Below are 12,590 nucleotides of genomic sequence, written 5' to 3'. Positions count from 1 at the left end.
GACTGAACGGGCCACAATGTGCTCGGGCGGTCAGGGGCGGAGCCGGCCGGCCTGCCAGGCCCAGGCGGCGATCTCGACCCGGTTGCGGACGCCGAGCTTGTGCTGGACGTTCGCGAAGCCGGGTGGTGATCGAGGGGCTGATGAGCGCGTCCCCCGCCGCGGCCGCGCGGACGGCCTCCACGAGCAGCGCGGGGCCCGAGCGCTTCAGCAGGAACCCGCAGGCGCCGTCGCGCAGCGCGGTGTGCACGTACGGAGAGGCGCGGCACCGCGCATGAGGCCGGTGCCGACGGCGCCGAGCCTCGGTCTCCTGGCAACCACGTCGCTGGCGGGGCCCTCCCAGGTCAACCTGTCGTTTCCTCGGTCGGTCGCCCGTAGAGGGTGGCGGTCCAGGTGTCGGTGAGGACGTCGACGAGGGTCTCCTCGTCGTCGAAGGGCGGGATCCCGGCTGCGGCCAGGTAGTAGAGCCGCTCGCCGTGCCAGGTCAGTGACGCGGCGACGGCGCGTACGTCCTTGCCTGCGAGTCGCCGCAGGGCCTGCGGGTCGGACTGGATGCGCGCCACGGCGGCATCGGTGAACAGGTCCATCTGCTCAAGCCAGAGAGCTCGCAGGTCCGCGTCGGAGGCCCAGTTCTCCACGATCGCCATCAGGACGCCTGCGTTCTCGCGCCACAGCCGGGCGCCCTCCCGGGTCCCCGCTCGCAGTGCGGTGATCGGGTCCTGTCGTCCGTCCGTCCAGGGCTGGGCCGCCTGCCGGCCCTGTGTCACGGACCTGCGCACCAGCTCGGCCAGAACGGCCTGCTTGTTGGGGAAGTAGAAGTAGAAGCTGGCGCGGGACACCCCGGCGGTCGTCAGGATGTCGGCCACGCTGAGGCCGTCGAACCGGCGCTCCCGCAGCAGCTCGCGCGTCGCGGACAGGATCTGCTCCCCGGGCTGGCCGGAGGCGGGCGGGGTGTCTGATCGGCGAGCGGGCCGGGAGGAGCGCTTGGCGGGCATGGCCCCCATCATACGCGATGTCTGTACATGGTGTCCGTACAACGTGTATGGTCCCGCCTCATGACGAATATCGCGATCCATCTGGTCGTCACCGATCCCGACCAGGCCGCCGCCTGGTACACCGAGGCGTTGGGCGCGCGCGAGACGAGCCGCATAGCGCTTCCCGGCGGGCAGACGCTGACCGTCGAACTACGGCTCGGTGACACCGTCCTGGCCGTGGCGGGAGAGATGCCCGAACGCGGAATGCGAGCGCCGGCGAGCCTCGGCGGCACCCCCGCCGCGCTGCACGTCGACGTCTCCGACGCCGACGCGGCCTGGGCGCGGGCGACGGCGGCAGGGGCCACGGTCTTCGAGCCGGTGCACGACGCGTTCTGGGGTGATCGCACCGGTCAGTTCCTTGATCCGTTCGGGCACCGGTGGGCGCTGGACCAGCATGTGCGCGACGTGCCGCACGAAGAGGTCGTCGCGCAGGCCGCGCAGCTGTTCTCCGGGTCGGAGAAGGCATGAGGTACCGCACACTGGGCGCCAGCGGCCTGCGGGTCTCCGAGGTGATCCTGGGTGCGATGACCTTCGGCGAGCAGGGCGGCGTGGGCGCGCCCCTGCCCGAGTGCCGCCGGATGCTCGACCAGTACGCCGCCGCCGGCGGGAACATGATCGACACCGCGGTGAACTACCGCGACGGGGCCAGCGAGGAGTTCCTCGGCGAGCTGCTGGAAGGCCGGCGGGACTCGTTCGTGCTCGGCACCAAGTACACCGTCTCCCGCGACCGCGACGACCCGAACGCCGCCGGCAACCACCGCAAGAACCTGCGCGCGTCGCTGGAGACCAGCCTGCGCCGGCTGCGCACCGACTACCTCGACGTGTACTGGGTGCACATGTGGGACCGGCACACGCCGGTCGAGGAGACCATGCGCGCGCTCGACGACGCGGTCCAGGCCGGCAAGGTGCTGTACGTGGGGATCTCCGACGCCCCCGCCTGGGTCGTCGCGCACGCCAACACCCTGGCCCAGTGGCGCGGCTGGAGCCGGTTCATCGCCCTGCAGGTCCCCTACAGCCTGCTGAAGCGCGACATCGAACGGGACCTGCTGCCGATGGCCGAGACGCTCGGACTCGGCGTCACCGCCTGGAGCCCGCTGGCCGGCGGGGTGCTGTCGGGGAAGTACACCCGCCCGGGGAACGCCGGCGGCCGGCTCGCCGGCGCCTCGCTCTCGGACGGCGACCACGCCGTCGCCCGCGTCGTCGGGGAGGTCGCCGACGAGCTCGGGTCCACTCCGGCGCGGGTGGCGATCGCCTGGACGATGAGCCGTTCGCCCCTCGTCCATCCCATCATCGGGGCACGCACCAGTGATCAGTTGCGCGACGATCTCGCCGCCGTCGATCTCACCCTCCCGCCCGAGATCGTCGATCGGCTGACCCGGGCCGCCGAGTTCACGCCCGGCTTCCCGAGCGACTTCATCGCCGAGACCTCTCCCTGGGTCTTCGGCTCCGCACTCCCCGCCCCGCCCCGCGACTCTCCGGTCGTGGAGCACCGGTGACGGGCGGCGCCCGCGCGGTCAGGGGCGGAGCCGGCCGGTCTGCCAGGCCCAGGCGGCGATCTCGACCCGGTTGCGGACGCCGAGCTTGTGCTGGACGTTCGCGACGTGCGTCTTGGCGGTGCCGGGCGTGATGGACAGCTCGGCGGCGATCTCCGCGTTGGTGCGGCCCCGCGCGACGAGGGTCGCGACCTCGGCCTCGCGGCCGGTGAGGCGCTCGTCGTCGGCGCGCGGGACGGGCGGGGCGAACCGGCGCAGCAGCCGGGTGGTGATCGAGGGGCCGATGAGCGCGTCCCCCGCCGCGGCCGCGCGGACGGCCTCCACGAGCAGCGCGGGGCCCGAGCGCTTCAGCAGGAACCCGCAGGCGCCGTCGCGCAGCGCGGTGTGCACGTACTCGTCGAGGTCGAAGGTGGTGACGACGACCACCCGGAGGGGGTCGGGGACGCCGGGGCCGGCCAGCTGCCGGGTGACCTCCAGGCCGTCCATGCGGGGCATCCGGATGTCGGCGAGGACGACGTCGGGACGCGACCGCCGGGCCAGTTCGACGGCCGTCGCGCCGTCGGCCGCCTCCGCGACCACCCGCATGTCGGGCTGGGCGTCCAGGATGATGCGGTAGCCCCCTCGGACGTCGTCCTGGTCGTCGGCGATGAGGATCCGAGTGGTCATCGCGGTGATCGTACCGGGATCAGGGCGCTGACCCGCCAGCCTCGCCCCTCCGCGGGGCCGGCGTCGAAGTCGCCGCCCAGCGCCTCGACGCTCAGGGCGATCCCGGGCAGCCCGAGGCCGCCGCGGCGCCGCTCGCGCAGCGGGCCCGCGCGCCCCCCGCGGCCGTCGTCGGTGACGGTGACGCGCAGGGCGGGACCGGTCGCGGTGACGGTGACCTCGACCGCCGTGGCGCCCGAGGCGTGCCGGCGGACGTTCGTCAGGGCCTCGACGACCAGCCGGTACGCCGTCGCCGAGACCTCGGGGGGCGGGGTCCCGGCGTCCATCGCCAGCCGGACCCGGGCCGCGCTCGACTCGTTGAAGCGGTCCACGAGCGCGGGCAGTTCGTCCAGGCCGTGCGGCCCTTCCCGGGGGCCTTCGTCGTGGAGCATGTGGACGGTGCGGTCCAGCGAGGCCATGGCGCGCGCCCCGGCCGCCTCGATCCGCCTGAGGGCCTCCCCGGAGTCGCCGCCGATCTGGGCGGCCTGCGCCTGGACGATCATTCCGCCGACCTCGTGGGCGACGAAGTCGTGCAGGTCGCGTGCCAGGGCGAGGCGCTGCGCGCGGCGCGCCTCGGCCACCGACCGGGACCGCCGCGCGTCCAGGAACCGCAGGTAGGCCCCGGTGCCGGCGGCGACCGCCGCGCCGAGCCCGCAGAACAGGCAGCCGAGCAGCGCGCCGCGCGCGCTGGCGGGCGGGACGACGTGCAGCGTCAGCCGCAGCGGAAGCGCGGTCACCGCGGCGGCGGCCGCCGCGCCCGCGATCGCGGCGGGACGGGCCTCCGCGCGCCGTACCACCAGGTGGAGGAGGACCGCCGCGGCGGCGGTCTCGGCCAGCCACCAGCCGGCCGTCCGGTTGTCGGCCGGGCCGCGGTAGAGCAGGGTCGCGGCCAGCGAGCCGGCCGCGGCCGTGCCGGCGACCGCGCCGGGACGGGCGGCCGGGAAGGCCAGCATCAGGACCAGGGCGGTACCGGTCAGCCAGGCCGGGACCGTGATCAGCGGACCCGTGCCCGGCGTGCCCGCGGCGGCGGCCGCCGCGAGCACGACGATCATCGCCCCGGCCGCGCGGGCCCGCGGGCGGCTCTGCCGAACGGCCGAGGCGCCCGCCCGGAAGATCTGCCGTACGGCCGATGCCCGGGCGGGGGCCCCATCGCCAGGCTCGTCACCATGAACGATCACAAGCGAATCGTACGAACCGGGCTGGCCGCGGCCGCGGTGGCCTGCCTCGCGGGATGCGGTCTCACGGCCGAGGCCGCGCAGGCGGGCGCGTCGTCGGCGGCGTCCGCGAGGGCGCTGCTGCGCGCCGACGCCGATCGCGACGGGCGGCTGTCGCCCGCCGACGACGCCCGGCGCGGCGCGTGGACCGCCGCCCGTGGGGCGATCATGCTTCCGAACCTGGACGACGACGCCTCCCGCTGCCCCACGGCCGGCGCCGGCGGGAAGCGGCTCACCGACGCGGCGCTGGCGGCGTGCGGCGACGCGGCGGACGCGGTGGTGAACGGCGCGGCCGACGCCGCCGATCTGGCGCCGCTGGAGATCCCGGCGGTGGCGGGCGCGTCCGGTTCCGCGCGGGCGACGTTGCGCGCCGACGCCCGGTCGGCGGACAAGGTGCGGATCTTCGTCCGGCGCGGCGGGCGGCTCACGGCACTCGGCACGGACGGCGCGATCCGCCCCGGCGAGCTGCGCCGCGGGGTGCGGCTCGCCGTCGAGGCGCGCGACGTCGTCCGCGACCCGGCCGCCTGGTCCGGGTTCAGCGACCTCACGCTGACGGTCACCGACCGCGGCCGGACCCGGGCCGACACGGTCCGGCTGCGGGTGGCGCCGGTTCTCTTCCAGCACGACCTCCTGCCCCTGGAGCGCGCGGTCGTGGCGAACCCCAAGGCTCCCGTGACGCTCGAGAAGGGAACCGCGCCCGACAAGCCCGTCAAGGGGCAGGAGGCGTACCGGCGCGACCTGCGGCGCGGCCTGGACGCCGAGGGGCTGCGCGCACCGTTCGTCGAGTCCCCGGCCGGGGGCGACCAGTGGATGGGCGACATGTTCAAGGCCGGTTACGCGTCGATGCCGGGGCCGGGTGGCAGGGAGCACCGCATCGTGGTCAACCTCAGGTCGCCGGCGGTGACCCCTGACTTCCCGGCCCGCGACCGCCCGCTGAGGGACGCGTCCCGGCCGGTCTTCACCATGATGCGCGGTCCGGGCGTCGCGGGCCTCCAGCAGTTCGACCCGACGGCGGTCGACCGCCCCGACGACAACCTGTACTACGGATCGGCCAGTTCGAGCGGCAACTTCGGGACCATCCCGCCGTACGGCAAGTACCGCACCGGGCGGATCGTCTACGGAGGCGAGGGGAAGTTCGCGCCCGACGCGGGGTTCACCCGGATGCTGGAGGCCCAGGGCTACCAGGACCCGATCGCCATCGACACGAGCTGGCTCGGCGTGGGCCACATCGACGAGTTCTTCCACTTCGTGCCCAGGCGCGGCGGCAAGGACTGGGCCATGGTCGTCGCGGACCCGCGGATGGGCATGAACCTCCTGGCGAAGGTCGCCCGCAGCGGTGGCGGCGGGCAGCGGCTGGTCGAGGGCGTCGCCCCGTCCAACACGCAGTTTCCCGGCCTCACGGTCGCCCAGGCTCTCGCCAAGCCCGAACTGGTGGACGGCACCCGCATCGCGGCGGCGGGCGTCGACCGCGCGCTGCGGCAGTTCCGCGAAAAGGCCGGGATCACAGAACGGGACGTCATTCGCGTGCCGGCGCTTTTCACCAAGCTCGACCTGCCCGACGGCTACCCGCGAAAGGACCTGACAGTCACGTACCTGCCGGACGCCGCGAACGGCGTGAGCACGGGCACCGGCGGTTACCTGGCCCCGGCCCAGCACGGGCCGCGGCAGGACGGGCACGACGTGTTCCAGCAGGCCACCGAGCAGGCCCTGCGCGGAGCGGGCGTGCGCGTCCACTGGATCGAGGATTGGGACTACTCCCACTACGTCGGCACGGCCGGCGGCGACATCCATTGCGTCACGAACGTGCAGCGCAACCTGAGCGGTACCACGCCGTGGTGGCGTTCCGCCCGGTGAGCGCACCCGGGCCGCGGTTCGCCCGGGGCCGAGCGCCTATTCGTGCGTGCCGCCGGGGGCGGTGTCGATCCGGTAGCCGACGCCGGGGACCGTGGCGATGAGCCATGGTTCGCCGAGTCGTTTGCGCAGGGCGGAGACGGTGATGCGGACGGCGTTGGTGAACGGGTCGGCGTTGGCGTCCCAGGCCCGCTCCAGGAGTTCCTCGGCGCTGACGACACCGCCCTCGGCGGCGGCGAGGACTTCGAGCACGGCGAACTGCTTGCGGGTGAGCGCGACGTAGCGCCCGTCGCGGAAGACCTCCCGGCGGAAGGGATCCAGCCGCAGGCCCGCGATCTCGCGGACCGGGGGCCGGGCGTGCGCGCGCCGGCGGTCCAGCGCCCGCAGCCGCATGACGAGCTCCCGGAGCTCGAACGGTTTGGTGAGGTAGTCGTCGGCGCCGAGCTCGAACCCCGAGGCCTTGTCGTCGATGCGGTCGGCGGCGGTGAGCATGAGGATCGGGATGCCGCTGCCGGAGGCGACGATCCGCCGGGCGACCTCGTCGCCGGAGGGCCCGGGGATGTCGCGGTCCAGGACCGCCATGTCGTAGGAGTTGACGCTGAGCAGCTCCAGGGCGGAGTCGCCGTCGCCGGCGATGTCGGCGGCGATCGCCTCCAGCCGCAGGCCGTCACGGACGGCTTCGGCCAGGTAGGGCTCGTCCTCCACGATCAGCACGCGCATACCCGAAGGCTAGGCGGGACGGCATATCGCCGGCATATGCAAACGAGACGATCCTCGGCGAACCGTCGTGCAGGACGAACGCGAGCCGCTCGGCGGGCGTCAGCCACCCACCGGGGTTCTCCACCTGACCGGTGTCGGCGCGGCTGACCCGGGCCCACTCACCGGCGCGGTCACCACCCACACCGTCGACCACGACCCGGTCGTGCAGAGCTGGGCCGCGCCGGGCCACCTCGTCATCATGGGCGTCCTCACCCTGGCCAACTGGCCCGCCGACTGGCGCGACCTCCTGCGGCCCTCTCAGCCGAGAAGTCTGGCGAGAAGTTCCTCGCGTGCGCGGACGCGGGTCTTGCGGTAGATCGATTTGAAGTAGTCGTTCACGGTGTGGGGCGACACCTCCAGGCGCCGTGCGATCTGTTTGGTGGCCATGCCCTGGAGGACGTGACCGACGATCGCGCTTTCCCTGGGGGACAGGCCATGCCACAGCGCCATCGCCGGCAGCAGTTCGTTGCCGATGGCCGGTTGGATCGTCACTGCCACCGCGCCCGGTCCCGCGCCGGTCATGGGCTGGGCGTGCAGGACGATCCATCCGCGCCGAGTGGGGACGCGGGTCAGGCGGGGCGCACCTGTCCCGCGCGTCGCCTGGGTGAGATTCCAGATGGTGCTCTCCAGCGGCGCCTGCGGCTGGACGAGCGCGGCGGTGGACACCGGGGCGGGCGCGGTCCCCAACTCGCCGATCCAGCCGCGCACGGACGGGGTGGCGGCGATGACCGTCTCGTCGGCTCCGACGACGAGCACGCCCGCTGGCAGGTCCAGAGTGCTGGGCTTCAGCGGGCCTCCGGAAACGTAGCGCTTCATCGCGGCGACGACGTCCCGGCCGAGCCGCTGGACGCGTGCCGCGTCCAGCGCCGAGAACGGCCGGCTCCCCCGTGCCCGCACCAGGACCAGCCCGCCCCAAGTGATCCCCGCACCGACCAGCACGACACGCAGCTCACTGCCGACGCCCTCACCGGCCATCACCGCGCGCATCGAGGGACTGCGGCAGGGGCCGGGGCTGTCGGAATCGAGCACCACCGCACGGTGCGGGCCGCCGGCCAGCCGTTCGAAGCCGATGGGATGGCCGCCTTCGGAGCGCTCGCCCAGAGTCAGCAGGCGGGCGGCCGCCGGACTGTAGCCGTGCTCTCTGGCAAGGAAGGACCCGGCGCAAGTGACCGGGTCCACGGCCGCGAGCATGTAGCCGTCGTGGGGCACCACCCGCCCGACCCATTGGGAGATCGCCGCACCCAGCTCCGTGTTGGTGGCGGCCTCCGCCGCAGCCCCGATCAACGCGGCGCGGGGCCCGCTCGCTGACCCGCTCACCCGGCCAGTATCGCCCGGCGGACCGATCCGTGTTCCCGCCCAAAGGCCGGGCTCTCCCGCAGGTGGCAGCAGCGTCACCGGTGCGAAGCGGCCGACGGCAACCCCCTGGATCAGGGGGGTACTGCGTCGCCTGCCGATGGACGAGCGTGGCTGGTGCAAGGAGCCCTCACCGAACAGGAGGAATCATGATCTTCAAACTCGCCGCCACCGCCCTCACCCTCGCCGCGGGGGCAGGCGGTCTGGCCCTGCTTCCCAGCGCCGCCCTCGCCGCGCCCGCGGCACCGCCCTCGGCGCCGGGCAGGGTGCTCGGCGCGCCCGCCTTCAACGCCGGCGGCACCTACCGGCTCTTCCAGAGCAACGGGGCCGACCCGCAGGTCAACGTGACCCAGGACGGCGGCGGCAGGCTCTTCGGCACCGCATCGGTCGGCGGCGCGGTCGGGACCATCGAGCAAGGAGCGGTGGAGGGCGCCTCCATCTCCTTCACCATCGGGTGGTCCGACGGGTCCCGGGGACGCTACGTCGGCTCGCTGGGCTCCGACAGGCGGCTCACGGGCATCACCTTCGACCTCACCCATCCCTCCAGCCAGGCGACCTGGTTCACCGACCGCACCTTCTGAACCCAGGACCGGGATCACGGCGTCCCGGATGAGCCAGCAGGACCCACCAGTGGCCTGCCGGACCTGCGGGGCGGCGTGTCGAACGCTCGCCCTCTCCCGGCAGGCCACCTGGTGTCGGCAGGAGAGAGGCCTGCGAAAGGCCGAAGGGCCGCGTGGTCAGGGGGTCGAGAGCCTGCGGACGGCCACGCCGATGAACTGGTCGGCGCGGACGAACCCGTAGTCGCGGGAGTCCCAGCTGGTGGCGGCGTTGTCGCCCAGCACGACGAGGGCGCCCGGCGGCACGGTCGTCTCCCGCGTCTCCCGGAGGCACGGCACCCGGTCCACCGGGACGGGGTCACCGGCCACGGCGATCGCCCGCTTGACGAGCAGCTCCCCGTCCGGGTGGACCCGCGAGAACGGAATCTCCTCGCCCGGGGCGGGCCCCGCGTCCGGGGGCGGCGCGTCCAGCGTCGGCGGCTGGATCCGCACCACGACGATCTGACCCGCGCGCACCCGCCGGGTCCGCCGGACGAGGAGCCGGTCGCCGGAGTGGAGCGCCGGCTCCATGCTGGGCCCGTCGACCGTGGTGACCAGGTACCGCAGGCGCACCCACACGGTGAGGGCGCCGACCGCCAGGAGCACGCCCGCCGCGGCGGCGAGCCACGTCATCCGATGCCCTCGGAGGGTTGCGGGGCCTCCTGGTATCCGGCCGCCTGGAGGCGGAACAGGCGGGCGTAGTGGCCGTCCGCCGCCAGCAGCGTCTCGTGGGTGCCGAGTTCGGCCACGCGGCCCTCGTCGAGGATCGCGATGAGGCCGGCGTCCCGGACGGCGCTGAGCCGGTGCGAGATCAGCAGGCTGGTCCGGCCGGACCGGTGGAGCCTCATCTGGGCGTGGACCTCGTGCTCGGCCTCGGGGTCGAGGCCGGAGCTGGGCTCGTCCAGGATCATCAGGTCCCGGCCGTCGCGGACGAAGGCGCGGGCCAGCGCGAGGCGCTGCCACTGGCCGCCGGACAGCACCACCCCGGTGTCGGCGTCCTCCTTGTCGGCCTCGGAGAAGAACATCCGGGTCAGCAGGGTGTCGTAGCCGTGGGGGAGCGCGGCGAGCTTGTCGTGGACGCCAGCGCGGGCGGCCGCCCCTTGGACCGCCTCCGGACGGTCGAGCGTCCGGAGGTCGCCGACCGCGATGTTCTCCCTCGCGGTCATGTCGTAGTTCATGTGGTCCTGGAACACCGCGCTGATGCGCTCGCGCAGCGCGTGCGGCGGAATGTCCCGCAGGTCGACGCCGTCCCACAGGATCCGTCCGCGGGTCGGGTCGTACATGCGGCAGAGCAGTTTGACCAGCGTGCTCTTGCCCGCGCCGTTCAGGCCGACCAGCGCGACGGCCCAGCCGTGCGGGATCGTCAGGTCGACGCCGCGCAGCACCCAGGGATGGTCGTCGCTGTAGCGGAACCACACGTCCTGGAACTCGATGCCCCGCCGCAGCTCCGGGGCGCCGCCGGTGGCGGCGCTCGGCAGGTCCGGTTCCGCGCGGGTCACCGCGACGTAGTGCGTGAACACGAGCAGGCGGCCGTGGCCGGTGGCGATGGAGGACGTCAGCAGGTTCAGGGCGGTCTGCACTCCGGCGACCGCGGCGACGAACATGGTGACGTCCCCGACGCCGAGCGCGCCGTGCCGCGCCGCCGTGATCGCCCACCACAGGCCGCCGCCCGCCACCGCGGCGCTCAGCGCGGTGAGGCCGCCCTGGACGGCCAGTTCGCGCCGGCTCATCCGCTGTTCGGCCCGGTTGCCGCGTTCGCGTTCGGCCATCATCCGGGCGCGCAGGAAGGCGCCGATGCCGAACAGGCGGATCTCGGTGGCCGCCTCCACGTCCGTCAGCAGGCCGCTGTAGAAGTACTCGCGGCGGTGGGTCCGCTCGGTCGCCCACTGCATGGCCGCCCGGCTCCGCGACAGCAGCAGCTCGGCGATCAGCGCCGGCACGGCCGCCAGGAGCACCAGCCCCGTCATCGCCGGGCTGATCACCAGCAGCGAGACGAGGAAGCCGAGGAGGGACAGCGAGCCGCGCGCGGTGCCGCAGACGGCGTCGACCAGGAACCCGGTGCTGGCGGTAGCCTCCTGCGCCAGGCGCAGCCGGTCCAGGAAGACCGGGTCCTCGAAGCGCCGCAGCCCGACCTGGCGTTCGGTCGCGGCGAACAGCCGGTCGGTCGCCCGGACTCCGGCGGCCCGCCCGGCCTGGTCGCGCAGGTAGGTGCCGATCCCGGGCAGGGCGGCGGCGGCCAGCCCGGCCGCGACCAGTGCGGCGGCCGGGCCCGCGACCGGGGCGTGCGACGTCGTCAGCCGGTCGACCACCGTCTTCATCAGCCAGGCGGTCGCGATCGGCGCGGCGGCCTCGGCCAGGGTGATCAGCAGGTAGCCGGACACGCCGCCGGGCGCCGACCGCCAGATGAGCGCGCTCGCCTCCGCACCCGCGGCGGCGAGCCCGCGGACGTGGGCGCGCCCTCTCATGCGGCCGGGCCCCGTCCCGCCTCGGGCGTCCTCACGCCGGGGATTCGATGGGCAGGTCCTCCAGGCGGCCGCCCGCGGCCACGACCCGGTGCCCGCCGTCGACGATGTAGAGCGCCGGCGTCCACGTGTTCTGGAAGGCGCTGCTCACGGCGCCGTCATGGTCCTCGACGACGACGCGGACCGCCGGGGACAGGACCGCGACCAGTTCGGGGTCGTCGCCGGTCACGACCGCGAGCCGGGGCAGCCCGGTCGTGAGCTCCGCGAAGCGCGGGGCCAGCTCGTGGCAGGGCGCGCAGTTCGCGGAGAAGAAGGCGACGAGAGCGGGGAGGTCCGCCGGGGAGACCGGCTCGCCCTCGGTGGTCGTCGCGGTGAAGTCGCCGATCTGCGAGCCGGGTCCGAGCGCCATCGGCGGGCCCGCGTGCCCCGGGTGCGCGGCGCCCTGCTCCCGCAGCCTGCGGACGAGGGCGAGCGTGAGGACGAGGTTCAGCGCGGACAGCAGCCCGATGAGGACGACGGCGGCGATGAGATAGGGCATCAGGGGTTCCTCGCGAACAGCTCGACGATGTCGTCGAGGGAGACGATCAGCACCGCCCCGGCCAGCCCGGCCGCGGCGGCCACCGCGACGCCGCCCGCGGGGGGCAGGCCGCCGGGGGCCAGGGCGCCGAGCACTGCGCAGGCGAGCAGCACTCCGTTGCGGACGAGGTGGCGCGGACCGAGCGGAACGCTGGACGGGCCGAAGCAGCGGCAGGCGGTGCGGCGCCCGCGCCGGACCGAGGCCGCGACGGCCGCGGTGAAGGCGGCCAGCAGCACGGCGGCGAGACCGAAGCCGAAGGGGGCGGTGACCGGTGCGACCAGCAGCGGCGGCACCAGCGCCTCAAGCGCGGTCGTGGCGATCGCCAGGAGCCGGGCGCGGCCGGGACGGACGGGCACCAGCGCGGGGACGGACCCGGCGAAGCCGTCGAAGTCGCGGAGCTTGGAAACGGCCGACACGGCGAAGACGAGCCCGACCAGGCAGGCGCAGCCGATCCGCACGAGTTCCATGCGCACTCCTCAGGGGGTCCCGCGGGCGGCGTCGCGACGCCGCCCCCGGGGGTGCCTCACGGTGCGCCGCCGGCGCCCATCACCT

At 74.3% G+C, this 12,590-nt stretch carries 13 protein-coding genes and 1 pseudogene; 4 read left to right on the top strand and 10 right to left on the bottom strand.

What is annotated here, in order from left to right; all coding sequences use genetic code 11:
- Positions 1–30 precede the first annotated feature (30 nt).
- Both AB0C84_RS33755 and AB0C84_RS33750 read right to left on the bottom strand, forming a co-directional pair.
- A pseudogene (locus AB0C84_RS33755) lies at positions 31–250 on the bottom strand (DNA-binding response regulator); the annotation flags it as partial.
- 91 nt (positions 251–341) lie between these two features.
- The gene (locus AB0C84_RS33750) at positions 342–992 is read right to left on the bottom strand and encodes a helix-turn-helix domain-containing protein (RefSeq protein WP_361074330.1); all 651 of its coding nucleotides are present in this window, start codon (positions 990–992) and stop codon (positions 342–344) included.
- A 60-nt stretch (positions 993–1,052) separates the two neighbouring features.
- Between AB0C84_RS33750 and AB0C84_RS33745 the strand changes: the two genes are divergently transcribed.
- Positions 1,053–1,499, top strand: coding sequence for a VOC family protein (locus AB0C84_RS33745; RefSeq protein ID WP_258940249.1), 447 nt, complete (start codon positions 1,053–1,055; stop codon positions 1,497–1,499).
- Complete coding sequence (locus AB0C84_RS33740; protein WP_361074328.1) at positions 1,496–2,527, top strand: aldo/keto reductase; 1,032 nt, start codon at positions 1,496–1,498, stop codon at positions 2,525–2,527. The genes AB0C84_RS33745 and AB0C84_RS33740 overlap by 4 nt, the downstream gene beginning before the upstream one ends.
- An 18-nt stretch (positions 2,528–2,545) precedes the next feature.
- On the opposite strand, the gene AB0C84_RS33735 is transcribed toward AB0C84_RS33740, so the two are convergent.
- Positions 2,546–3,190 carry a response regulator transcription factor gene (locus AB0C84_RS33735; protein ID WP_361074326.1) on the bottom strand — a complete coding sequence of 215 codons (645 nt, stop codon included), beginning with the start codon at positions 3,188–3,190 and terminating at the stop codon, positions 2,546–2,548.
- Complete coding sequence (locus tag AB0C84_RS33730) at positions 3,187–4,404, bottom strand: ATP-binding protein (RefSeq protein ID WP_361074324.1); 1,218 nt, start codon at positions 4,402–4,404, stop codon at positions 3,187–3,189. The genes AB0C84_RS33735 and AB0C84_RS33730 overlap by 4 nt, the downstream gene beginning before the upstream one ends.
- Between AB0C84_RS33730 and AB0C84_RS33725 the strand changes: the two genes are divergently transcribed.
- Positions 4,393–6,294 carry a protein-arginine deiminase family protein gene (locus AB0C84_RS33725; protein WP_361074322.1) on the top strand — a complete coding sequence of 634 codons (1,902 nt, stop codon included), beginning with the start codon at positions 4,393–4,395 and terminating at the stop codon, positions 6,292–6,294. The genes AB0C84_RS33730 and AB0C84_RS33725 overlap by 12 nt on opposite strands.
- 36 nt (positions 6,295–6,330) lie before the next feature.
- On the opposite strand, the gene AB0C84_RS33720 is transcribed toward AB0C84_RS33725, so the two are convergent.
- Positions 6,331–7,011: a response regulator transcription factor gene (locus AB0C84_RS33720; protein WP_258940244.1), complete on the bottom strand. Its 681-nt coding sequence runs from the start codon at positions 7,009–7,011 to the stop codon at positions 6,331–6,333.
- A 297-nt stretch (positions 7,012–7,308) separates the two neighbouring features.
- Positions 7,309–8,367 (bottom strand): helix-turn-helix transcriptional regulator, encoded by a 1,059-nt coding sequence (locus tag AB0C84_RS33715; RefSeq protein ID WP_361074319.1) that lies wholly within the window; start codon positions 8,365–8,367, stop codon positions 7,309–7,311.
- A gap of 185 nt (positions 8,368–8,552) precedes the next feature.
- On the opposite strand from AB0C84_RS33715, the gene AB0C84_RS33710 reads away from it, so the two are divergent.
- Complete coding sequence (locus tag AB0C84_RS33710) at positions 8,553–8,984, top strand: hypothetical protein (protein ID WP_361074317.1); 432 nt, start codon at positions 8,553–8,555, stop codon at positions 8,982–8,984.
- 156 nt (positions 8,985–9,140) lie between these two features.
- Here AB0C84_RS33710 and AB0C84_RS33705 read toward each other — a convergent pair whose 3' ends face one another.
- The 4 genes from AB0C84_RS33705 to AB0C84_RS33690 are packed head-to-tail and all read right to left on the bottom strand — an operon-like array spanning position 9,141 to position 12,505.
- Positions 9,141–9,632, bottom strand: coding sequence for a S26 family signal peptidase (locus tag AB0C84_RS33705; protein ID WP_361074315.1), 492 nt, complete (start codon positions 9,630–9,632; stop codon positions 9,141–9,143).
- Complete coding sequence (locus tag AB0C84_RS33700) at positions 9,629–11,464, bottom strand: ABC transporter ATP-binding protein (RefSeq protein ID WP_361074313.1); 1,836 nt, start codon at positions 11,462–11,464, stop codon at positions 9,629–9,631. Before AB0C84_RS33700 ends, AB0C84_RS33705 begins: the two co-directional genes overlap by 4 nt.
- Positions 11,465–11,495: 31 nt before the next feature.
- Positions 11,496–11,999, bottom strand: a complete 504-nt coding sequence (locus AB0C84_RS33695; RefSeq protein ID WP_179845145.1) for a TlpA disulfide reductase family protein — start codon at positions 11,997–11,999, stop codon at positions 11,496–11,498.
- The gene (locus tag AB0C84_RS33690; protein ID WP_361074311.1) at positions 11,999–12,505 is read right to left on the bottom strand and encodes a MauE/DoxX family redox-associated membrane protein; all 507 of its coding nucleotides are present in this window, start codon (positions 12,503–12,505) and stop codon (positions 11,999–12,001) included. Before AB0C84_RS33690 ends, AB0C84_RS33695 begins: the two co-directional genes overlap by 1 nt.
- Positions 12,506–12,590 lie beyond the last annotated feature (85 nt).

This window comes from Actinomadura sp. NPDC048955, from assembly GCF_040649435.1.
GTDB classification, from domain to species: Bacteria; Actinomycetota; Actinomycetes; order Streptosporangiales; family Streptosporangiaceae; genus Spirillospora; species Spirillospora luteofluorescens.
Note: the sequence above shows the minus strand (reverse complement) of the source record. Positions and strands in the feature narration are given on the sequence as shown.

Coding starts and splice junctions, on each gene's coding strand:
- AB0C84_RS33695 (WP_179845145.1), bottom strand. CDS start 11,999: ATGCCCTATCTCATCGCCGCCGTCGTCCTCATCGGGCTGCTGTCCGCG.
- AB0C84_RS33750 (WP_361074330.1), bottom strand. CDS start 992: ATGCCCGCCAAGCGCTCCTCCCGGCCCGCTCGCCGATCAGACACCCCG.
- AB0C84_RS33700 (WP_361074313.1), bottom strand. CDS start 11,464: ATGAGAGGGCGCGCCCACGTCCGCGGGCTCGCCGCCGCGGGTGCGGAG.
- AB0C84_RS33710 (WP_361074317.1), top strand. CDS start 8,553: ATGATCTTCAAACTCGCCGCCACCGCCCTCACCCTCGCCGCGGGGGCA.
- AB0C84_RS33745 (WP_258940249.1), top strand. CDS start 1,053: ATGACGAATATCGCGATCCATCTGGTCGTCACCGATCCCGACCAGGCC.
- AB0C84_RS33735 (WP_361074326.1), bottom strand. CDS start 3,190: ATGACCACTCGGATCCTCATCGCCGACGACCAGGACGACGTCCGAGGG.
- AB0C84_RS33740 (WP_361074328.1), top strand. CDS start 1,496: ATGAGGTACCGCACACTGGGCGCCAGCGGCCTGCGGGTCTCCGAGGTG.
- AB0C84_RS33720 (WP_258940244.1), bottom strand. CDS start 7,011: ATGCGCGTGCTGATCGTGGAGGACGAGCCCTACCTGGCCGAAGCCGTC.
- AB0C84_RS33690 (WP_361074311.1), bottom strand. CDS start 12,505: ATGGAACTCGTGCGGATCGGCTGCGCCTGCCTGGTCGGGCTCGTCTTC.
- AB0C84_RS33725 (WP_361074322.1), top strand. CDS start 4,393: ATGAACGATCACAAGCGAATCGTACGAACCGGGCTGGCCGCGGCCGCG.
- AB0C84_RS33705 (WP_361074315.1), bottom strand. CDS start 9,632: ATGACGTGGCTCGCCGCCGCGGCGGGCGTGCTCCTGGCGGTCGGCGCC.